The organism is Azospirillum sp. TSH58, assembly GCF_003119115.1.
Lineage (GTDB): Bacteria > Pseudomonadota > Alphaproteobacteria > Azospirillales > Azospirillaceae > Azospirillum.
Window position 1 is genome coordinate 188,150 of the sequence record NZ_CP022369.1, and the last position, 20,953, is coordinate 209,102.

At 66.8% G+C, this 20,953-nt stretch carries 17 protein-coding genes; 12 read left to right on the top strand and 5 right to left on the bottom strand.

All coding sequences use genetic code 11. The annotated features are described in order from the left end of the window. Window positions 1–326: 326 nt before the first annotated feature. Window positions 327–1,034: a GntR family transcriptional regulator gene (locus tag TSH58p_RS31175; RefSeq protein ID WP_247874152.1), complete on the bottom strand. Its 708-nt coding sequence runs from the start codon at window positions 1,032–1,034 to the stop codon at window positions 327–329. 334 nt (window positions 1,035–1,368) lie between these two features. On the opposite strand from TSH58p_RS31175, the gene TSH58p_RS31180 reads away from it, so the two are divergent. The 6 genes from TSH58p_RS31180 (at window position 1,369) to TSH58p_RS31205 (ending at window position 8,522) form a co-directional block, all read left to right on the top strand. Continuing rightward, window positions 1,369–2,163 (top strand): enoyl-CoA hydratase/isomerase family protein, encoded by a 795-nt coding sequence (locus TSH58p_RS31180; RefSeq protein WP_109070893.1) that lies wholly within the window; start codon window positions 1,369–1,371, stop codon window positions 2,161–2,163. A 63-nt stretch (window positions 2,164–2,226) separates the two neighbouring features. Further along, window positions 2,227–3,726, top strand: coding sequence for an aldehyde dehydrogenase family protein (locus tag TSH58p_RS31185; protein WP_109070894.1), 1,500 nt, complete (start codon window positions 2,227–2,229; stop codon window positions 3,724–3,726). Between the two features lie 34 nt (window positions 3,727–3,760). Then, window positions 3,761–4,960: an ABC transporter substrate-binding protein gene (locus tag TSH58p_RS31190; RefSeq protein ID WP_109070895.1), complete on the top strand. Its 1,200-nt coding sequence runs from the start codon at window positions 3,761–3,763 to the stop codon at window positions 4,958–4,960. A gap of 30 nt (window positions 4,961–4,990) precedes the next feature. After that, window positions 4,991–5,920: a 3-hydroxyisobutyrate dehydrogenase gene (gene mmsB / locus TSH58p_RS31195; protein ID WP_109070896.1), complete on the top strand. Its 930-nt coding sequence runs from the start codon at window positions 4,991–4,993 to the stop codon at window positions 5,918–5,920. A gap of 25 nt (window positions 5,921–5,945) precedes the next feature. Beyond that, window positions 5,946–6,926, top strand: a complete 981-nt coding sequence (locus TSH58p_RS31200) for a quinone oxidoreductase (protein WP_199230160.1) — start codon at window positions 5,946–5,948, stop codon at window positions 6,924–6,926. A 60-nt stretch (window positions 6,927–6,986) separates the two neighbouring features. Further along, a complete protein-coding gene (locus TSH58p_RS31205) occupies window positions 6,987–8,522 on the top strand; it encodes an AMP-binding protein (protein ID WP_109070897.1) in 1,536 nt (511 codons plus the stop codon). A gap of 133 nt (window positions 8,523–8,655) precedes the next feature. Here TSH58p_RS31205 and TSH58p_RS31210 read toward each other — a convergent pair whose 3' ends face one another. From TSH58p_RS31210 to TSH58p_RS31220, 3 genes are read right to left on the bottom strand one after another with little or no spacing between them, the layout of a single operon-like run. After that, complete coding sequence (locus TSH58p_RS31210; protein WP_109070898.1) at window positions 8,656–9,597, bottom strand: efflux RND transporter periplasmic adaptor subunit; 942 nt, start codon at window positions 9,595–9,597, stop codon at window positions 8,656–8,658. After that, window positions 9,594–9,809, bottom strand: coding sequence for a DUF1656 domain-containing protein (locus TSH58p_RS31215; RefSeq protein ID WP_109070899.1), 216 nt, complete (start codon window positions 9,807–9,809; stop codon window positions 9,594–9,596). The genes TSH58p_RS31210 and TSH58p_RS31215 overlap by 4 nt, the downstream gene beginning before the upstream one ends. Continuing rightward, entirely contained in the window at window positions 9,806–11,920 is a 2,115-nt protein-coding gene (locus TSH58p_RS31220; protein ID WP_109070900.1) for an FUSC family protein, read from the bottom strand. The genes TSH58p_RS31215 and TSH58p_RS31220 overlap by 4 nt, the downstream gene beginning before the upstream one ends. Before the next feature lie 76 nt (window positions 11,921–11,996). Between TSH58p_RS31220 and TSH58p_RS31225 the strand changes: the two genes are divergently transcribed. Further along, complete coding sequence (locus TSH58p_RS31225; RefSeq protein ID WP_109070901.1) at window positions 11,997–12,806, top strand: helix-turn-helix domain-containing protein; 810 nt, start codon at window positions 11,997–11,999, stop codon at window positions 12,804–12,806. A gap of 149 nt (window positions 12,807–12,955) precedes the next feature. Here TSH58p_RS31225 and TSH58p_RS31230 read toward each other — a convergent pair whose 3' ends face one another. Beyond that, a complete protein-coding gene (locus TSH58p_RS31230; RefSeq protein WP_109070902.1) occupies window positions 12,956–13,852 on the bottom strand; it encodes a LysR substrate-binding domain-containing protein in 897 nt (298 codons plus the stop codon). A 135-nt stretch (window positions 13,853–13,987) separates the two neighbouring features. Here TSH58p_RS31230 and TSH58p_RS31235 point away from each other — a divergent pair, with 135 nt between their 5' ends. From TSH58p_RS31235 to TSH58p_RS31255, 5 genes are all read left to right on the top strand, one after another. Beyond that, window positions 13,988–15,217, top strand: a complete 1,230-nt coding sequence (locus TSH58p_RS31235) for an MFS transporter (RefSeq protein ID WP_109070903.1) — start codon at window positions 13,988–13,990, stop codon at window positions 15,215–15,217. Between the two features lie 66 nt (window positions 15,218–15,283). Next, a complete protein-coding gene (locus TSH58p_RS31240) occupies window positions 15,284–16,045 on the top strand; it encodes an SDR family oxidoreductase (protein WP_109070904.1) in 762 nt (253 codons plus the stop codon). A gap of 613 nt (window positions 16,046–16,658) precedes the next feature. After that, window positions 16,659–17,141, top strand: coding sequence for an RNA polymerase sigma factor (locus TSH58p_RS31245; RefSeq protein WP_247895578.1), 483 nt, complete (start codon window positions 16,659–16,661; stop codon window positions 17,139–17,141). 101 nt (window positions 17,142–17,242) lie between these two features. After that, on the top strand, window positions 17,243–18,253 hold the full coding sequence (locus TSH58p_RS31250) for a FecR family protein (protein ID WP_109070906.1): 1,011 nt from the start codon (window positions 17,243–17,245) through the stop codon (window positions 18,251–18,253). Window positions 18,254–18,413: 160 nt separating this feature from the next. After that, the gene (locus TSH58p_RS31255) at window positions 18,414–20,897 is read left to right on the top strand and encodes a TonB-dependent receptor (RefSeq protein WP_247874116.1); all 2,484 of its coding nucleotides are present in this window, start codon (window positions 18,414–18,416) and stop codon (window positions 20,895–20,897) included. The last annotated feature ends 56 nt before the right edge of the window (window positions 20,898–20,953 follow it).

Consider the following 20,953-nt stretch of genomic DNA (forward strand, 5'->3'; position numbering starts at 1 on the left):
GGAAACAATGCTTCCTCGTCGAAATCTTTTGTAACGACCCGAACGCGCTGAGAGGGGGGATGAGGCGCTTTCCCGAGCGGTCGGGCAAGCGTCGGCGCGGGAGGTTGCCGAGGCGGCGCGCATCCGCCCGCCCTCACGGGCGATGAGAACGCCGTCTGCCCGAGCGCGACCAAGCTGATGAGGAAGGACGGCGCGCTCTGACGCTTTGCCAAGCTACGGCACGTCACGCATCTCGATAGTATCGTTGAACAAGATCACCGCTGCCGCGCAGTGGACACCGCCGTCCCGCCACTCTGCGCCGCAAACATGTTCAAAAAAACAGTGCCCTACTCATGGTCACCGACCGGCGGCATGGAGACCACCATGTCCACCCAAATGCTTCCGCCCGTGGTCATGTGGTCGTGCATGTGCCGGCGCGCGGCCTCGCCATCCCCTTCCAGGATCGCTTTCACGAAAAGGTCGTGTTCCGTGTAGGACTTCAAAGGGCGCGCGGTGTGCTGGAACGGATACTGGCGGTAGATGCGCAGACGACTGCGGATGAGTTTCGCCTGATGCTCCAGATGCTCGTTCCGGCTTCCGGCGTAGATCAGCTCATGCAGTTCGCGATTGAGATTGTCGTAGGCCTCGATGTCGCTGGCCTCGGCGGCGGCGCGGCTCGCCTCGTGCACTTCCAGAAGACGCTTGCGCCCGGCAATTCCCATGCGGCGGGCGGCAAGGCTGGCGGCCAGGGATTCCAGTTCGACCAGAACCTCCATCATGCCGACAAGCTGCTTGGCGGACATCCGCAATACGGAGGCGCCCGCGCCCGGTTTTATCGTGACCAGACCGCTCGAGCCGAGCTGGGACAGCACCTCGCGCACCGGCGTCCGTGACACACCGAACCGTTCGGCCAAAGCTCGTTCGTCCAGGCGCTCGCCGGGCGGGATGATCCCGCCCAGAATTTCCTGTTCGAGCACCTGCCGCATTTCCGTTACGCGGCTTGGCTTTTCCGCCTGCATGGCATGATCCGTTGGCAAATCGGGGTCGGCCGACATTAACGCGTCCGCTGGCCAGCGTCAATGTCGTGGTATGCCAAAACTCGCTTTTGGTCGACCGGACTGCCACGGTTGGCAGAGAAATCACGCCGCAGCGGTGCCCGCCCCACCCTCCCCCGGCCGAGGCTCTGAGCGCCTTCCAACGTGCAAAGGCACGATCGGAAACCGCCACAGCCGATTGCACAGAACGCGAACCATAAGCGTGCCAAACTTTCCATGTTGCATTCCATTATCACTCCCTGGTATGCATAACGTCGATCATGGTTCTTTAGAAAAACAAAGGCGGTATCCACAGGGCCGCGCCGTCGCCAATGACGGCGCCTGGGAGGAAACAATGAACGGGACGCCACGGGATCAATCAGACGGGCCGGCGACAGCCCCCCAACTGACCGTGAAGGACGCGGTGGGCACCATCCGGCTCAACCGTCCGCTTCAGCACAACCGGATCGACGTGGCGGACATCGCCATTCTTCAGGAAGAAATCGCGGCCGCCGAAGCGAACCCGTCCGTTCGCGTGCTGGTGCTGACCGCGACGGGGCCGAGCTTCTCCTCCGGGTACGACCTGAGCGCCGCCCAATCGTCCCAGCGCGGCGGAGCGGACGGCCACGACGGGGAAAACGCCTTCGCGCGGTTGTGCGATCGCGTCGAAGCGGTCCGTGTCCCGACGATCTGCGCCCTCAACGGCAGCGTCTATGGCGGCTCCACCGATCTGGCGCTCGCCTGCGACTTCCGCATCGGCGTGACGGGTATGCGCATGCGCATGCCGGCCGGGCAGCTTGGCATACAATTCTACCCCAGCGGCCTTCGCCGCTACGTGTCGCGGCTCGGCCTCAACGCGGCCAAGCGCCTGTTTCTCACGGCGGAAACGATCGCCGACCACGACATGCTGAGCATCGGTTTCCTGGACCGGGTCGTCGCTCCCGACGACCTCCAGGCCGCCGTGGACGAACTGGCCGGACGCATCACGGCCTGCGCGCCGCAGGCCATCGCCGGCATGAAGCGCGCGCTCAACGACATCGCCCGCGGCGAACTGGACGATCGGGCGGCGGAGGCGGCCTTCGCCGCGAGCCTGCGGTCGGACGAGTTCGCCAACGCCCTGAAGGTCTGGTTGCAACGCCGGGCGTCCTGACCGCCTCCGCTCCCCGGCGCGCGCCGGATCGGCACACCAGCTCCATTCGAAAAGAGACCGTCCATGACCGACCAGAACCTGGTTCTGAACACGACCCCCCATGCCCTCGCGCGCGAGCTGTCGGGTTTGCTGCTGATCGGCGGCGAACTCCGGCCGGCGGCCACGGGAAAGACCTTCGACGTCGTGAACCCCGCGACGGGCGACGTGATCGCCACGGCGGCGGAGGGTGGCGAGCGGGACGTCGACGACGCCGTCCGCGCGGCGGTCGCGGCGCAAGGCGCCTGGGCTCGCCTTTCGGCGCGCGAGCGGGGCCGGCTGCTGGTCGAATGCGGGCGCCGTCTGGTCGCCCATGCCGAGGAGATCGGGCGCCTGCTCGCCCTGGAGACGGGCAAGGCCATTCGGACCGAAAGCCGGGTCGAGGCGTCGCTGGTGGCGGACACCCTGACCTTCTATGGCGGGCTCGCGTCCGAGTTGAAGGGCGAAACCGTGCCGTTCCACCCGAAGATGCTGACCTTCACCCAGCGCGAACCGATCGGCGTCGTCGGCGCCATCATTCCGTGGAACGTGCCCCTGTACCTGATGGCGCTCAAGATCGCGCCGGCGCTGGTCGCCGGAAACGCGGTGATCGTCAAATCCGCCGAGGAGGCGCCTCTCGCGGCCCTGCGCGTCGTCCAGGTCATGAATCAGGTTCTGCCGGCGGGTGTCCTCAACATCCTGTCGGGCGACGGCCCCGGATGCGGCGCGCCCCTGGTCACCCATCCGGGGGTCGGCAAGGTGACCTTCACCGGTTCGGTGGAGACGGGGAAGATCATCTCGCATCTGGCGGCCGACAAGCTGATCCCCGTCACCCTCGAACTGGGCGGCAAAAGCCCGATGATCGTGATGGGCGACGCCGATCTCGACAAGGCCATCGACGGCGCCGTGGCGGGCATGCGCTTCACGCGGCAGGGCCAGAGCTGCACGGCCTCCTCGCGCATCTTCGTCCACGAGAGCCTTCACGACGCCTTCCTCGACAAGCTGAAGGCGAAGGTCGACGCCATGACCATGGGCGACCCGCTGGACGAGGCGACGGACATCGGCACCATCATCTCGCCACAGCAATTCGACCGGGTGCAGTCCTACATCGCGCTCGGCGAGACGACGGCGGGCGCGGTGGCGCACCGGTGCTCGGCCCTGCCGACGGACGAGCGGCTGGCCCGCGGCCTGTTCGTGCAGCCGGTCCTCTTCACCGGCCTTGCCAACGATCACCGGCTGGCCCGCGAGGAGATCTTCGGACCGGTCACCTGCGTGATCGCCTTCCGCGATTACGAGGACGCGTTGGCCATGGCCAACGACAGCGATTTCGGCCTCGCCGCGACCATCTGGACGCGCGACCTCCGCACCGCCCTCGACGCGACCCGGCGGCTCCAGGCCGGCTTCGTGCAGGTCAACCAGAACCTCGTGGTTCAGCCGGGCTTGTCCTACGGCGGCTTCAAGCAGTCCGGCCTTGGAAAGGAAGCATCCCTCGAAGCGATGCTCGATCACTTCACGCACAAGAAGACGGTCATCCTCAACATGGACTGACCAAGAACTCACAAAAATTAGGGAGGAAACAAGAATGCGCACGTCCTTCATCGCCGCCCTTCTCGCCACGACGACCTTGGTGGCGGGCGCGGCCCAGGCCGCCGACGTCATCCGGATCGGCGTTCTGAACGACCAGTCGGGCCTGTACAGCGAATTCGGCGGCATCGGTTCGGTCGAGGCGGCGCGGCTGGCCGTCGAGGATTTCGGCGGCCAGGTCCTGGGCAAGAAGATCGAGATCCTGTCGGCGGACCACCAGAACAAGCCCGACATCGGGCTGGCGAAGGCCCGCGAATGGTTCGACACCCAGGGCGTCCATGCCATCGCCGACCTGACCAATTCGGCCATCGCCCTCGGGGTCCAGAACCTCGCCCGCGAACGCGGGAAGGTCACCCTGGCCACCGGTCCGGGGACGACGCGCCTCACCAACGAAGACTGCTCGCCCAATGGCTTCCACTGGATGTGGGACACCTATTCCCAGGCGGTCGGAACCGCCCGCGCCGTGGTCCAGGACGGCGGCAAGGACTGGTTCATGCTGACCGCCGACTATGCCTTCGGCCATCAGATGGCCGCCGACATCGACAAGACGGTCAAGGAGAACGGCGGCAAGGTGCTGGGGCAGGTCAGGCACCCGCTCGGCAACGCCGATTTCTCGTCCTTCCTTCTCCAGGCGCAGGCGTCCAAGGCCGCGATCATCGGGCTCGCCAACGGCGGGACGGACACCACCAACGCGGTCAAGCAGGCGGCGGAGTTCGGCATCACTAGCGGCGGCCAGAAGCTCGTCGGGCTGGCCGTCCTGATCAGCGACGTGCACGCGCTCGGCCTGGAAAACGCCAAGGGCCTCATCGCGACCACGGCCTATTACTGGGATCGCGACGAGGGCAGCCGCAAGCTGGCCGAGCGCTTCGAGGCGCGCATGAAGCGCAAACCCAACATGGTCCAGGCCGGCGTGTACTCGGCGGTGACGCATTACCTGAAGGCGATGCAGGCGGCGGGCACCGACGACGGCACCGTGGTCGCCGCCAAGATGCGGGATCTTCCCGTTGACGATCTCATCACCAAGGGCGGCAAGGTCCGCGAGGACGGCCGGGTCATCCGTGACATGTACCTGATCGAAGTCAAGGCTCCGGCCGAGTCCAAGGGACCCTGGGACTACTACAAGGTCCAGCGCACCATCCCCGGCGACCAGGCGGCGATCCCCTTGAGCGAAAGCAAGTGCTCCCTGGTCAAGAAGTGACCCACTGAGAGACTCTTCTGGAGGAATGTCATGGCGCGGATTGCTTTCATCGGACTCGGCAACATGGGCCGTCCCATGTGCGACAACCTGACCAAGGCCGGGCACGACGTCGTCGGGTACGACGTGGTGGCGGCGGCGCGCGACGCCTACGCCGCCGCCGGCGGCCGCGTGGCCGCCACGCTGGCCGAGGCGCTGGCCGATGCCGACACCGTCATCAGCATGATCCCGACGGGAAAGCATGTGCGGGCCGCCTACGAGGGTAAGGGCGAGGGTCAGGGCGACGGCGAGGGCGGCGTGCTCGCGCACGCCCGTCCGGGCACGATGCTGATCGACTGCTCCACCATCGACGTGGAAAGCGCGCGGGCGGTCAGCAAGGCGGCGGCCGAGGCCGGTTTCGTCATGGTGGACGCCCCGGTGTCCGGCGCGGTCCCGGCGGCCCAGGCCGGGACCCTGACCTTCATGGTCGGCGGCACCGCCGAGGGTTTCGAGCGCGCCCGCCCGGTGCTGGCCGCCATGGGGCCCAAGATCTTCCATGTCGGCGCATCCGGGAACGGCGTGGCCCTGAAGATCTGCAACAACATGATGGCGGGCATGAGCATGGTCGCCATCAGCGAGGTGCTCGCCCTGGCCGAGAAGCTCGGGCTCGACCACCAGACGGTCTACGACGTCATGACCGTGTCCTCGGGCAATTGCTGGGCCCTCCAGAGCTACTGCCCGGTGCCGGGCCCGGTGCCGGCATCGCCGGCCAACCGCGACTACCAGCCGGGCTTCGCGGCGGCGATGATGCTGAAGGACATGCGCCTGTCCCAGGACGCGGCCGCCACCAGCGGCGCCGCCACGCCGCTCGCCGGCAGCGCCGCCGCGCTCTACCAGATGCTTGTGGAGCACGGTCACGGAAACAAGGATTTCAGCGCCGTCTTCGCCCTGATCACCGGACGGCTGACATCGGCGGGCGGCTGACCTCGGCGTGAAAGGGAAACCGATCATGGTTCATGCGATCCGCGTCCACCAGCCCGGCGGTCCGGAAGCCCTGGTCTGGGAGGAGGTGGCCGTGCCGCCGCCCGGCCCGGGGGAGGCCCTGGTCCGCCACACGGCGATCGGCGTCAACCTCATCGACACCTATCACCGCTCGGCCCTCTCCGGGCAGTACGCGATCCCGCGCCCGGCCGTGCTGGGCGTGGAGGGCGCCGGGGTCGTCGAGGCGGTCGGCCCCGGCGTCACCGATGTGGCGCCCGGCGACCGCGTCGCCTACTGGATGCTGCTCGGCGCCTACGCCGAACGGCGCATCGTTCCCACGCACCGCCTGGTGAAACTGCCGGACACGGTGTCGGACGAGGTGGCCGCCGCCGCGATGGTCAAGGGGACGACGGCGCAGTATCTGCTGCATCGCGTCCATCCGGTGAAGGCGGGGGACACTCTTCTCGTGCACGCTGCGGCGGGCGGCGTCGGCCAGTTGCTGTGCCAGTGGGCGCACGCTCTGGGAGCGACGGTGATCGGCACGGTCGGCTCGCCGGAAAAGGCGGCCATCGCCCGGGGCGCCGGCTGCGATCACGTCATCCTCTACCGCGAGGAGGATTTCGCCGCGCGCGTCCGCGACATCACCGGCGGTCGCGGTGTCGACGTGGTCTATGATTCCGTCGGGCAGGACACCTTCATGGCGTCGCTGGACTGTCTGAAGCCCTTCGGCCTGATGGTCAGCTTCGGGCAGGCGAGCGGCCCGGTGCCGCCCTTGGATATCAGCGTGTTGGCGCAAAAGGGCTCGATCTTCCTCGCCAAGCCGACCCTGGCCACGGTCACCCGCAGCCGCGGCGACATCGAGGCCCTGGCCGGCGGGCTGTTCGAAGCCCTGGCCTCGGGACGGGTCCAGGTCGGCATCGCCCACCGGGCGCCGCTGACCGAGGCCGCGTCGGTGCACCGCGACCTGGAAGCCCGCCGCACGACGGGACCGATCGTGCTCATTCCCTGAAGCGAACCGCCCTTCGCTTCGGCATGACATGACCCGCATCGCGGCGACAGGAACACCGGAATGACGCACAATCTCTACAGCTTGCTTTTGAAACCCGGAGCGCCGTTCGATGCGCGGGTGGCCCTGCGAACCGACATGCCAACCGACACGGGACGGGCATGGACATACGCGGACCTGCGGCGGACCGCCGGACGCATGGCGCAGGTCCTTCACGAGGCCGGCGTCGGTCCGGGAAACCGGGTCGCCGTGCAGGTGGCGAAGTCGCCGGAGGCGGTGTGCCTTTATCTCGCCGTCCTGCAACTCGGGGCGATCTACCTGCCGCTCAACACGGCCTACACGCTGACCGAACTGCGCTACTTTCTCGACGACGCGGAACCCACGGTGTTCGTCGGGCAGACTCCGGTCGTCGGCGATCTGGTGCCGCCGGCCGGGTGCCGAACCTTCACGCTCGATCCGGACGGCGAAGGAAGCCTGACGGCGGCGTGCCGCGGACGGCCGCCCCGGGAGCGGGTCGCCGAGGTGGAGCCCGACGCGGTGGCGGCGATCCTCTACACCTCCGGAACGACGGGGCGGCCCAAGGGCGCCATGATCTCCCACGGCAATCTGGCCTTCGGCACCCGCACGCTGAACGCGCTCTGGGGCATTTCCGAAGCGGATGTGCTGCTGCATGCACTGCCCATTTTCCACGCGCACGGGCTGTTCATCGCCCTGAACTCGATGCTGTATGCGGGCGCGTCCTCGGTGTTCCTTCCCAAATTCACGGCCGACGCCGTGATCGAGCATCTGCCGCACAGCACCGTGTTCATGGGTGTCCCGACGCTCTACACGCGCCTCCTTGCCGACCCGCGGCTCGACCGGGAGCGGTGCGGGACCATGCGCCTGTTCACCTGTGGCTCGGCTCCTCTGTCACGGGAAATCTTCGAGGCTTTCGAGGCCCGCACGGGGCATCGGATTCTCGAACGCTACGGCATGACGGAAACCACGATCATTGCCTCCAATCCCCTCGACGGCGAGCGTCTGCCCGGCACGGTCGGGTACCCGCTGCCGGGGCTGGAGGTCCGGATTGTGGACGCCGCCGGACAGCCGCAGCCCGCGGGCACGGTCGGCGGTCTCGAACTGCGCGGTCCGAATGTGTTCAAGGGCTATTGGCGGATGCCGGAGAAAACGGCGGCGGAATTCCGGCCGGACGGCTTCTTCATGACGGGGGATCTGGCGCGCGCCGCGCCGGATGGGCGTCTTACGCTGGTCAGCCGCGCGAAGGAGATCATCATTTCCGGCGGCTACAACGTTTATCCGCGCGAGGTCGAGATCGTGCTCAACCGCATCGAGGGGGTGGGCGAGACGGCGGTCTTCGGCGTTCCCCACCCCGATTTCGGCGAGGGCGTGGTGGCCGCCGTCGAACGCCAACCGGGCGGCGAGCCGCTCGATCCGGCCGCCATTCTCGCACGGGCGGCGCGCGAACTCGCCGGATACAAGCTGCCCAAGGCCGTGATCGTCCAGGACGCCCTGCCCCGGAACGCCATGGGAAAGATCCTAAAGAACGAACTCAGTTCGCTGCACAAGGATGTGTTCAAGACGCGGGACGCAACCGGTTGAGGTGTCGGTGCACGAAGGCAGAAGGCCGTCCTCCTGTTGGAAGCGAACGCCGCGCTGGGGAGGGCGGCCATGAAGAAGCATCGTGCGACGCTGACGGTGGAGGAGGAGCCGGGCGCTCCGCAGCATCCACCCATCAATTCAGCCCTGAGGCAGCACCAGGCACTCTCACGCCGTGATCGGGCCGATGAGCGCCCGTGGTCGTTTCGGAGCCCGCAAGGATAATCTCGACGGTCGCTGTCATGCCCGCCGCCAGCTCGACCTCGGGCGGCACCTGATCAATATGGATGCGGACCGGGATGCGTTGGGCGAGCCGCACCCACGAAAATGTCGCCGCCACATTTGGCAGGCCGAGATGACCCGGCGTGTCGTTGCTGTTTTCGATACCGCGGCCGATGCTTTCGACATGGCCCGACACTGGCTGATCAAAGCCCATCAGCATGATCTCCGCCGGGCTGCCGACGCGGATTTGCCGGATCTTCGTTTCCTCGAAATAGCCGGTGATCCAGAAGCTGGCTGCGTCGAGAACGGCGACCTTTGTCACGCCGGCCGTAGCATAGTCACCGGGCCGCAGCCTCAGATTGGTAACATAACCATCGACCGGTGAGCGGATGGTGGAGCGCGCGAGGTTGAGTTTGGCGAGATCGAGAGCCGCCACCGCCGCCTGATAGGCGGCTCTCGCCACCGTGGCCGCACCACCCGACTGCTGCACGGCCTCCTGGGACACGACATCCCGCAGTTGGTTGTGTCGCCGCGCCGTCGCTTGCCGAACGAGCATATCCTGCCGTTTGGCTTCGACGTCAGCCTCTGCCAGCTCCACAGCGAGCCGGAGCCGCTCAGGATCGATCACGTAGAGAATGTCGCCCTGATGGACGTACTGATTATCGACAACGGATACGGCGCTTACGGTGCCGGAGACTTCCGGTGCGATCTGCACGACATCCACGCTCACGCGCCCGTCGCGGGTCCAGGGCGTCCGCTCATAACGGTTCCACGCCTGCAACGCGATGAAAGCGGAGGCCGCCACGAGGCAGAGGGTCAGGGCATAGCGGCCGAGAAGGGACAGGACAGGCTTCATGGCAATGTTCCAACGGAGGGCAGGCACTGCACGAGCAGACCGTAAATGAGGACGAAGATGGCAAGCTCGGCGAGTGGCCGATAAGCGAACAGGCGGTGGATGCCGGTGGCGCCGAGGAAGCGGACCACCGCCATGGTGGCGGCCAGGGCGGCGAACGCGAGCACCAACAGACCGGGGAGGAGGACGCCCCCAACACTGAGGTCAACGATCATGAGCTGCGTTCTCCCTGCGCCGTTTCACCGGACCCGAGCGCGAATTGAAGGTCGATGAGCAGGTCGAGCATCCGCAAGCGGTCCTTGACCGGGCTGCCGGCGATCTGTGCCGCCAGCGCCTCGATGCGCCGAACAAGATCGATGAGATCGACGGAACCGGTCTGGCCTCCCGTGCCGAAACCTGCGGCGATCGCCAGAAGCAGTTCTCTCACCGTGTCGCCGACATCGCCCTCGAGCCGTGGCATCGTCTTGCGGAGCCGACCTACGGCGTGACCGATGCGAAGATGGTGCAGCGTGTCGTCGAGGACGTCCGAATAGGCGTTCCCGGACACCCGCAATCTTGGAAGCAGCAGCGCCGTCCGATCGATCATGAGGCTCGTCCAGTGTGCTTCGTCGGGCGCGGCACCCAGGGCTCGACGCCCGACGTCCCGCCGACTTAGGTGAAGCAGCCGGTTGATCGCCGTGTCGACCGGCACGGTCTGGAACAGGGACATGCTTACCGCCCCAAATCCGACCGCCGCAAAAAGCGCGATCGCCATGTTGAGGGACGCCGCGAAATCGCCGGTGTAGTGGGTGCCCAGACCGGAGAGGATCGGAATTGTGAGGGTGATGCCGAGCGCCCTGAACGTCGTCGGGAGCCGTGCCTGCAGGGAACCGGCGAACAGAAACGCCGGGGCGAGAACCGAGACAAGAACGACGAAGCTCGTGACCTGGGGAAGGATGACGTGGCTGTAGGCGAGGCTGATCACCACCCCGTAGATCGAGCCGACCATATACTTGATGACGTTGGGCACCGGCGTGTCGACATTCCCGAACAGCGTGCAGCATACGCCGAGAATGGATACGGCCGTCCCACCCTCCGGCCAAGCCGACCAGATCCAGAGGACGCAACCGATGAGAATGCCGACGATGGCCCCCATCGCGGCCCGGCCCGCCATCCAGGGATCGCGGTGATAGACGTAGCCCTTCGCACGCAGCGGTCCATGAAGCGACGCCGCCTCGCGCGAGCGGTCGACAGTCTCGATGTTTCGCACGAGCCTGTCGCAGTCCTGGAGCAGGCCGATCATTTCCGCCAGATGCCCGGCGAGATTGGCGGCCAGCCTGTCGCCGAACGTGGAGGCGTCTGCGCCGAAACGTTTCCGGATCGAGCGGGCGCGGCCAATCAGGTGGGCTGCGGAGCCATCCCGCTCGGCCGTCCCGGCGGATGTGATCCAGGCGCTGACGTCACCGAGCAACACAGTCAGTTCATCGGGCGCGCTGCCGTTCCCGGCGCCAAGGACGTGTATCCGGTCCTCGATCTCCGTCGCGAGCGGAAGCAGTCGTGCAAGCCGGTCATGGACCAGCTGCAGCTTTTCACGGCGCGGCGTCGTGGGGGCCGCGTCATACGGCAGATGAGTTGCAAGCCCTTGCAGGACAAGAAGGTCCGCCGCAAGCTGGTTGCGGTCCCGACGGTTCTCCCCCGGCGTTCCGTTGAGCACATCCGCCGCCAGCCGCCGCGCGTCCCGCAGCGTTGCCGACAGCTTGCCGGTGAACTGGCCCGTCATGCGCTTCGGCACGACGTAGCGGTGGATCAGGATGGCGCAGAGAATCCCGATGGATATCTCCTGGACCCGCACCGAGGCCGTTTCGAAGACCGCGCCCGGATCGAGGACACTGGGGAAGCCAATCAGGCTCGCCGTGTAGCCGGCAAGAACGAAAGCGTAGGCTCGCGGCGTGCGATCAAGCAGCGAGAAGAACAGGCACAGACCGATCCAGCAGGCCAGGACGGCGCTGCACGCGATCGGATCGTTCACGACATTCGGAACGATCACCACCGTCGCCACGGCACCGGCCACTGTCCCCGCGAAGCGATAGACGCCCCGGCTGAGCGATGCTCCGACGGAGGTCTGCGAGACGATGTAGACGGTGACAATGGCCCAGAATGGCTTGGGAAGGCCGATACGCAACGCGATGTAGCAGGCCAGCATCGCCGCGGCGAAACTCTTCATTGAAAAGAGGACCGCATCCGCGTCCGCCCTCATGGCGGGCGTGTGGAGGACGTTGCGGCCTGCACGCCGTATGGCGGCATCGGCCTTTCGCAAGAGGGTGTTCGCGGCGTTCTCGGTGATCATGCCGCCAGTTGTGACCGATTTGCAAAATTAGATAAATTCGGTATTCTGTCAGAAAATATCGAAAAGCTGCCAATCGATGCCGTCTTCACGATCAGCCGTCTCTGCCTTCGACCCCGATCTCATGGATCGGCCGGCGGTCGCACGGCAGCTCAACTTCGCGGATCACGAGGCTGAAGTGCCGATGCACACGCATCGCAAAGGCCAGTTGATCCTCGCGCTGCATGGCGCCGTCACCTGCACCGCGGACAAGGAGATCTGGATCGTACCGCCCAATTGCGGAGTGTGGATTCCGGGCGGTGTGCCGCACAGCGCACGCGCAACAGCAAACGCGCGGCTCAACTACCTGTTCGTGGAGCCAGGGGCAGCAGCCTTGCCCGAGGACTGCTGCACTCTGTCCATCTCCCCGCTGATCCGGGAAATGGTCGATCGGTTGGCTCACGAGCCCGCCGATTATCCGCCGGATGGCCATGCGGCCCGGCTTGCGCGGGTGACTCTCGATGAACTGGCGGAAATGCCGCGTGAGCGCTTCAATCTCCCAATCTCCGGCAATCCGAAGATCCGTGCGATCGCGGATGCCTTGACGATGGAACCCTCCGACCGCAGCACATCAGCCGCATGGGCCAAGCGCGTGGCAATGAGCGAACGGTCGCTGGCGCGTCTGATGATCCGCGAGACGGGTCTAACGTTTGGACGCTGGCGGCAGCAGCTTCACCTTGTTATCGCACTTCGGGAACTGGCCAGCGGTGCGACGGTTCAGAACGTGGCCGCCGAACTGGGCTATGAATCGGTCAACGCCTTCATCACGATGTTCAAGAAGGCTTTAGGAAGCACACCGGCGCAATACTTCGCGCAACGCAGGGCGGAAAAGCTTTCACCATCGAAATAAGCATCGATTGACTGAACAAGTCTGGTATTGGGGAAGTCCGCTGCCGGGTGCTTGCAGATCGCCTTGGCGGTCCGCACATCGGCCCTGGTTCAGTCGCGGATCAGCAAGCGCTCGAACTCGGCTACGGCACCGCGGATCTGCCCGGCTCGTCACCGTAATGCTTGGGTTTCTCCGACAAGCCAGTCAACGAAGCCGGCGACCATGTTTCCGGCATCGGCGTGACGGGGAACAAGCGCGACGTACCCCGTCCTCGGTACCCGGATCTCCGGCAGCGGCGTCATCAGCCGTCCGCTGGCAACGTCGATCTCCAGCATCGGCAAAGGGCCGATGCCGATGCCAAGCCCATCTTCCACCGCCTGACGGGTTACGAAAAAGTGATCGAACATCTGGCGAGGACGCCCGGCAAGGTGCTGGAGCCCGGCCGCCTCGAGCCAGTTCGCCCAGTCGCCGGCCCGGGTTTCGCTTGCAAGCAACGTATGTCCCTCGATGTCGGCGGGCTTCAGGATCGGCCGTTGCGCGAACAGCGCCGGGCTCATGATCAGCGTGTCCACGTCATCCAGCACCGGGACGACGCGATGCTGAGGCCACACATGCTCCCGGGCAACGCCGCGCCGGATCGCCACGTCGACACCCCCGCGCAATTCCTCGAGCACGGTGGAAACCGTCGTAACCGCGACTTCGACATGCGGATGGTCGGCGTGGTAGCGATCAAGGCGCGGGATCAGCCAGCGCATCGCGAAGCTGGTCGGAGCGCTTACACGCAAGATGCGTCGCGCGTTGGGCCGGCCACACGCTTCCGCCGCGACAGCCAGGCGATCGAAGGAAAGACCGACCTCGGCGGCGAAGATTCTCGCCATCGGCGTCGCGACCATGCGGCGCCCCTCCTTCATGAAAAGCCTCTGCCCGAGCCAGCTTTCGAGCGCGGCGATCTGCCGGCTCACCGCGCCATGGGTGAGGCCGAGTTCGGCTCCGGCTTCGGCGTAGCTGCCGGTCCGGGCCGCGACCTCGAAAATGCGCAGGGCGTTCAAGGGAGGAAGGCGGCGCATGTGCGATCCGTGAGAAAAACGAACGGTATCCGTGATTCAAAGCATACTAGTCGATGAAACATCACACGTATACCATGCCTTCGCTACGGACCCAGCCGGGCAATGCCTGTTCCGCCTCCGAGGAAGCCATCAAATATGAAATCGAGAGATTGGTTGAATCAGAAAAGGAAAAGCTTGACGGGTGCATGCCTCGCCCACGCGCTGCATGATGGGTATACCGACGCACTCTATGTCTTTCTGCCGGTGTGGCAGGCACAATTCGGCCTTTCCTATGCGGCGCTTGCCATCGTTCGCGCTCTCTATTCGGGAACGATGGGGGGCCTGCAAATCCCGGCTGACCGGGTTCTCCGCGGCTTGTCACCGCGAGCGGCGCTGATCCTGTCGACCGTCCTCGCATTGACGGGCTTGCTGATCATGGCGTCGCCGTTCGGCTTTGCCGGTCTTTGCATCGGCCTCATCGTGGCCGGCATCGGATCGAGCATCCAGCACCCATGTGGCTCGATGCTCGTCACCGTAAGTTATGGCTCGGCATCGCGACATCCGCTCGGCATCTACAACTTTTCGGGTGATCTTGGAAAAGCCGCGTTGCCAGCACTCGTCGCGGTGCTGCTGCCCATTCTCGGCTGGCAGCCGGTGCTGGGTCTGATGGCGGTGCTTGGCATCGTCCTGTCGGTCGCCCTGGTGCCACTGGTGCCGGCGACCCCCATCGCCAGGACCGCCAAGACGAGGACGGCGTCCGGCCAGGGTCGCGGCGGCTTCGGCATTCTGACGACGATCGGCGCGCTCGATACGGCGACCCGCATGGGCTATTTGCTCTTTCTCCCCTTCCTCATCCATGGACAGGGCGGGGATACGGCGACGGTCGGGCTTGCCCTTGCCCTGCTGTTCGTCGGCGGCGCGTTCGGAAAGGCGACGTGCAGCTGGCTCGGGGAGCGGCTGGGTGTCGTCGGCAGCGTCATGGTGACCGAGGCCGCCACCGCCTTGCTGATCGCGGCGACGCTGTTCGCGTCGCTGACGCCTACGCTCATCCTGCTGCCGTTGCTCGGCATCGTGCTCAACGGCACCTCTTCGGTGCTCTACGGCACCGTGCCGGAGCTTTCCGACGGCGATACGGGCCGGGCCTTCGCGGTCTTCTACACGAGCGTCATCGGTTCCGGAGGCTTGGCACCGATCCTCTACGGCGCGATTGCCGATCACAGCACCCAGACGATCGGCGTGCTGGCCTCGGCGGCGACCGCCGCTCTGATCGTTCCGCTTGTTCTGACCCTGAGGCCGCATCTGAGCGGCGCCACCGCGGGACCGCAAGAGCGGCCCGGCTTCTCCCGACACCGGATGTTGAGGTGGATCGGCCAAGGCCGGCAATGAGCCGCCGGCAGTCCGCCGCTCCCGGACCCGCATGAACGTTTCGCCTCCCAAGATAAGGTTCTTCCGATGAACACCGTTTCTCAGGCACCGCTGATTCTGATAACGGGTGGAGGGCGTGGCGTCGGCGCGGCGACCGCAAGGCTTGCCGCCGCACAGGGCTACGATGTCGCCATCAGCTTCGTCGCCAACGAGCCAGCCGCCCGTGCGGTGGCGGCGGATGTGGAAGCTCTGGGGCGCCGGGCCTTGCCCGTGCGTGCCGACAGCGCGGATCCGGCGCAGGTCGTCCAACTGTTCGCCGCGATCGACCGGGAGTTCGGCCGGATCGACGTCCTGGTCAACAACGCCGCTGTGCTCGCGCGGCAGTCCCGGACCGAGGATCTCGACTTCGAGCGGATGCAGCGCATCTTCGCGGTCAACGCGATCGGCCCGATCCTCTGCGCGCAGCAGGCAGCGAAGCGCATGTCCTATCGCCACAACGGGCGGGGCGGCGTGGTGATCAACATCTCATCGGCATCGGCCCGGCTCGGCAGTCCGAACGAATATGTCGATTACGCCGCCTCGAAGGGGGCCCTCGAAACCTTCACGACCGGCTTCGCCAAGGAGGTCGCGCGGGATGGCATCCGCGTCAACTGCATCCGCCCCGGTCACATCTACACGGACATGCATGCGAGCGGTGGAGAGCCGGGCCGGGTGGATCGCGTCAAGGATTCGATCCCCATGGGAAGAGGCGGTCAGCCCGAGGAGGTCGCGCGGGCGATCCTATGGCTGGCAAGCGCCGAGGCTTCCTTCATCACCGGCACGTTCCTCGACGTCACCGGCGGAAAGTGAGCAACGGGATCGGCGTCGGACCCTGCTCCCATCGCGCCGGCATTTGCGGCAACGGAAGCGGCGATAGCCATGCGCCGTTCGGTCCGAACGCTCCGAGGTTGCGGTCGAGTGGCAGTGCGGGCAGCGCATCCATTTCCTCCAGAGTGGAGGTGATCCTCCACGTCAGCCCCACGGTTGCGAGCAAGATGGCGCAAGGGCTGACGGAACCTTTTAAATGACGCATCCATGCATCGCATTGCCGAACTATATCGTTTCAATAAGCAATATTCCTCCTGCAGTTGAGGCTGCGCGTGCGTACCACTGGGTTTACCAGCCCATGGCCGGGCAACCTCAACTGTAGAACTTTGCAACGGAAATAACCCTTTGTCCAAAGCGGGGTCCGCAACCTAGGGGCATTTTTTGATAATAAGAATAGTTCGCATTATGGGTTCGATGCGGCTATACCGGTGTGACCGGCATCCTGGGCGATGGCCCCACGGGCGCTGGTTTCTTTACATCCGCCATTCCGCGCCTCTGTGACCGACACCCACCGCCCTCCGCTGCTTGACGACACCCACTCCTGGAGCGCCCGATGACGGGCTCCGTAGGCTCTTGGGCGCGCAAGATCGCTGAGTTGTTCGATGCGCATCGACTGCGCGTGGAGCGTGCCATCGCGCGGCGGACCGGGGATCCGCAAACGGCGGGCGATCTCGCGCAGGATGCCTTCCTGCGGTTGGCCCGGCTGCCCGATGGCGAGGCGATCCAGAATCCGGCCGGCCTGCTGTATGTGGTGGCCGACCGCGTGGCGCTGGACCATTGCCGGGCTGCCAAGCGCCAGCGCCTGCGTGAGGCCGGCCCGCCTGACGAGGAGTTTCCCTCCTCCGGCCCCGGTGCCGACATGGTGGTCGAGCGGAACCAGACCATGGCCCGGCTGCGCGGCGCCATCGACTCCCTGCCGCCCAAAACCCGTGACGTCTTCCTTCTCTACCATGTCGAAGGCTTGTCCTACCGCGCCATTGGGGAACGGCTCGGCATCTCCCCCCGCACGGTGGAGTACCATCTGCGCACGGCGCTGGAGCAGTGCCGCGCGCACATGAAGCGGCGTCCGCTGCGATGATGGGCCGGGCCAAGGTCCCGGCAGGTCATTTTCTTTGCGGGATCGGCCGCCCTCGGCCGTCTATCCAAACACGAGGCAACAGGAGCGCTCAGCGGGACGCGATGGATCATCAGGACGGACAGCGCAGCGAGCCGGCGGACGGCGGACCGGACGAGGACCGGCTGTTCTCGGAAGCCAACGCGTGGCACTTCCGCCTGCAATCCGACGACGTCAGGCCGGCGGAGCGCGCCGCCTTCGCCGAATGGCTGGCCCGCAGTCCGGCTCACGCCCGCGCCTGGGCCGGCCTGCAGACCCTGCTCCACGACCTGAAGGAACCCGCCCGCGCCGCTTATGCCGAGTCCCGCAGCGCGTCTCCCCGACGCCCCACGGCGGCCGGTGTGCGGCGCCTTGCCGCGGCGATGACCATCCTGCTGATGGTCGGCGGTCTCGGCGTCTGGCACGGACCGACGCTGTACCAGAACGCCGTCGCGGATCAGGTGACCGCGACCGGGCAGCGCCGGACCTTGACCCTGCCGGATGGCTCCACGGTCGACATGAACGGCGACACCGCGCTGGCGCTCGATTATCGAAACGGCGAAAGGCGCGTCCGGGTTCTGCGCGGCGAGGCGTGGTTCCACGTCACGCGCGATCCCGATCATCCCTTCGTCGTCGATGGCGGGGCGGGGGCCGCCCGTGTGCTGGGAACCCAGTTCAGCGTCCGGCGCGAGAACGACCGCACGACGGTCACCGTGGGCGAAGGGCTGGTGGAGGTCGTCGCCCATCGGAACGCCGACGGCAACGCCCCCTGGCCCGACAGCGTCCGCCTGCACCCCGGCGAGAGCGCGGAGGCCGACGCCAACGGCCTGACCGGGCCACGGGCGGTGGACCCCGCCGTCGCCTTCGCGTGGCGCCAGGGCCAGATCGTCTTCCGCCAGCAGCCGCTCGCCTCCGTCATCGCGGCCCTGAACCGGCAATGGCCGGGCCGGGTGGTCCTGCTGAACGACGAGGCGGCGGAGCGCGTCGTGTCCGGCGTCTTCGCGCTCGACCGGCCGGACGCCGTGATCGACGCGCTGGAGCGCGGCCTCGGCGTGCGCGCTACCCGCATCACCCCCTACCTGACCCTGCTCCGCTGAAAAAAATCGGCGGGACCTGAAAAAACTTCCCAGGGTTCTCCGCGCGCCCGTCGTCATGTCCGGGAAAGGAGAGAATGAGACGCAATCGCAGAAAGCGGCGCGCTCTCTCACCGGACGACAGAGGCGAGCGATGACATCGGTGAAGTGTGAAGCGACGGGTGTGACGAACGGACGCCGGGACAGCGTCCAGGGCCGCCGGTTGGGGCGCGTGCTCACGGGGCGGCTCCCGGGACGGCTCCTGGCGACGACGATGCTGATCGTGCCGGGCCTTCCGCTGTTCAGCGCCCCCGCGGCCATGGCGCAGTCGATCCAGGAGTCGATCCCGGCCGGCCCGGTGACCTTCGCCATTGCGCCACAGTCGGTGGACGGGGCGCTTGCCGCCTTCTCCACCGCCACGCGCATCCAGGTGCTGACCCCCGGCGCGGTCACCCAGGGCGTCAACTCTCCCGGCGTCAGCGGATCGATGACCGTGCGCGAGGGGCTGAACCGCCTGCTGTCCGGCACCGGGCTGGCCGCCCGCTTCCTCAACGCCGAAACCGTGACGGTCGAGCGCGTGGCCGCCGGCGACGCCGTCCTGCTCGACCCGGTGCAGGTCGAAGGAAGCCGGGGCGCCACCGGCCCCGGCGCCCTGCCCCCGGCCTACGCCGGCGGTCAGGTGGCGCGCGGCGGGCGCATCGGCGCGCTGGGCAACCAGGACGCGATGGACGTCCCCTTCTCCATCACCAGCTACACCGCCGAAACCATCCGCAACCAGCAGGCGGACACGATCGCCGACGTGCTGGCCAACGACCCGGCGGTGCGCAGCAGCCTCGGCTACGGCAACTTCGCGGAGAGCTTCGTCATCCGCGGCTTCCAGCTGGCCGGGGAGGATCTGTCGGTCGACGGCCTCTACGGCACGGCTCCGCGCCAGATCGTCGCCACCAACATGTTCGAACGGGTGGAGGTGCTGAAGGGCGCGAACGCCTTCCTCAACGGCGCGGCCCCCAGCGGGTCCGGCATCGGCGGCGGCGTGAACCTCGTGCCCAAGCGGGCGGAGGACGACCCGCTGACCCGGCTGACCGCCAGCTACGCCATGGACAGCCGGCTCGGCCTGTCCGCGGATGTCGGCCGCCGGTTCGGCGACGCCAAGCAGTTCGGCGTGCGCGCCAACGCCGCGGTCCGCGGCGGCGACACCGCCATCGACGACGAGGAGCGGACGATGAAGCTCGGCTCCCTGGCGTTGGATTACCGCGGCGAGCGCGCCCGCGTGACGCTCGACGTCGGCACCCAGACCCAACGCGTGGAGCAGGGCCGCCCCGTGGTCTATGTCGGCAGCTTCGTGCCGGCGGTGCCGTCGGCCTCGCAGAATTATGCGCAGCCCTGGAGCTATTCGCGGATGCGCGACACCTTCGGCCAGATCCGCGCCGAATACGATCTCCTGCCCAACCTGACCGCCTACGGCGCCTTCGGCCTGCGCAGCATGCGCGAGGACGGCGACTACGCCTCCCCCACCATCACGCGGCCCGACGGCACCGGCACGGTCCGGCGCCTGACCGTCCCGCGCGAGGATGACACCGTCACCGGCCAGGCCGGCGTCCGGGCCGACCTGCAGACCGGCCCGCTCCGGCACCAGCTGAACGCCGGCGCCTCCGCGCTGCGGACGACCAACAACAACGGCTTCGAATTCGGCACGACCTCCACCATCAACCTCTACAACATGGTCGGTTTCCCGCGCCCGGCGACGACCTCGGCCAGCGGCATGGTCGGCGATCTGCCGAAGGTCAGCGAGTCGGTGCTGCGCAGCGTCTACGCGTCGGACACCGTGTCGATCCTGAACGACCGGGTGATGGTCACCGCCGGCCTGCGCCAGCAGAACATCCAGGTTCGCGGCTACAACCGGGCCAACGGCGCCCGCACCTCCGATTACGACCAGTCGGCGCTGACGCCGGTGGTCGGGCTGGTGGTGAAGCCGGTCGAGGCGCTGTCGCTCTACGCCAACCGGATCGAGGGGTTGGCGCAGGGGCCGACCGCTCCGTCCACGGCGGCCAATTCCGGTGAGATCTTCGAGCCCTACCGGTCGGTCCAGTACGAGGTCGGCGGCAAGCTGGATTTCGGCAGCTTCGGCGGCTCGCTCTCGCTGTTCCAGACCACGCAGCCCAGCGGCGTCACCGACGCGTTCACCCGCGTCTACAGCGTGTCCGGCGAACAGCGCAACCGCGGCATCGAACTGATGCTGTACGGCGAACCGGTGCAGGGCGTCCGGCTGCTGGGCGGCGCCACCTTCATCGATCCGGAGCTGAGCGACACCGGCAGCGCCGCGACCGAGGGCAAGGACGCCGTCGGCGTGCCGCGCCACCAGTTCAACGCCAACGTCGAATGGGACCTGCCCTTCCTCCCCACGTCCTTCCCCACCGTGACGGTGACCGGGCGCATGATCCACACCGGGTCGCAGTATCTCAACACCGCCAACACGCTGAGGATTCCCAGCTGGACCCGCTTCGATGTCGGCGCGCGGATGATCGCCGATGTGCAGAACCGTCCGGTCACCATCCGGGCGGCGGTCGAGAACGTGACCGACAAGGCCTATTGGGCGTCGGCCGCCGGCGGCTATCTGAGCCAGGGCAACCCGCTGACGGCCAAGCTGTCGGTGTCGGTCGATTTCTGAGGACGGATTTCTGAGGGTGGATTTCCGACCCGGCGAAGCCATGACGGCGGCATGAG

What these genes read in the sequence shown, in the direction of transcription:
- TSH58p_RS31175 (WP_247874152.1), bottom strand. Translation starts at nt 1,034, where the DNA reads ATGTCGGCCGACCCCGATTTGCCAACGGATCATGCCATGCAGGCGGAA.
- TSH58p_RS31180 (WP_109070893.1), top strand. Translation starts at nt 1,369, where the DNA reads ATGAACGGGACGCCACGGGATCAATCAGACGGGCCGGCGACAGCCCCC.
- TSH58p_RS31185 (WP_109070894.1), top strand. Translation starts at nt 2,227, where the DNA reads ATGACCGACCAGAACCTGGTTCTGAACACGACCCCCCATGCCCTCGCG.
- TSH58p_RS31190 (WP_109070895.1), top strand. Translation starts at nt 3,761, where the DNA reads ATGCGCACGTCCTTCATCGCCGCCCTTCTCGCCACGACGACCTTGGTG.
- mmsB (WP_109070896.1), top strand. Translation starts at nt 4,991, where the DNA reads ATGGCGCGGATTGCTTTCATCGGACTCGGCAACATGGGCCGTCCCATG.
- TSH58p_RS31200 (WP_199230160.1), top strand. Translation starts at nt 5,946, where the DNA reads ATGGTTCATGCGATCCGCGTCCACCAGCCCGGCGGTCCGGAAGCCCTG.
- TSH58p_RS31205 (WP_109070897.1), top strand. Translation starts at nt 6,987, where the DNA reads ATGACGCACAATCTCTACAGCTTGCTTTTGAAACCCGGAGCGCCGTTC.
- TSH58p_RS31210 (WP_109070898.1), bottom strand. Translation starts at nt 9,597, where the DNA reads ATGAAGCCTGTCCTGTCCCTTCTCGGCCGCTATGCCCTGACCCTCTGC.
- TSH58p_RS31215 (WP_109070899.1), bottom strand. Translation starts at nt 9,809, where the DNA reads ATGATCGTTGACCTCAGTGTTGGGGGCGTCCTCCTCCCCGGTCTGTTG.
- TSH58p_RS31220 (WP_109070900.1), bottom strand. Translation starts at nt 11,920, where the DNA reads ATGATCACCGAGAACGCCGCGAACACCCTCTTGCGAAAGGCCGATGCC.
- TSH58p_RS31225 (WP_109070901.1), top strand. Translation starts at nt 11,997, where the DNA reads ATGCCGTCTTCACGATCAGCCGTCTCTGCCTTCGACCCCGATCTCATG.
- TSH58p_RS31230 (WP_109070902.1), bottom strand. Translation starts at nt 13,852, where the DNA reads ATGCGCCGCCTTCCTCCCTTGAACGCCCTGCGCATTTTCGAGGTCGCG.
- TSH58p_RS31235 (WP_109070903.1), top strand. Translation starts at nt 13,988, where the DNA reads ATGAAATCGAGAGATTGGTTGAATCAGAAAAGGAAAAGCTTGACGGGT.
- TSH58p_RS31240 (WP_109070904.1), top strand. Translation starts at nt 15,284, where the DNA reads ATGAACACCGTTTCTCAGGCACCGCTGATTCTGATAACGGGTGGAGGG.
- TSH58p_RS31250 (WP_109070906.1), top strand. Translation starts at nt 17,243, where the DNA reads ATGGATCATCAGGACGGACAGCGCAGCGAGCCGGCGGACGGCGGACCG.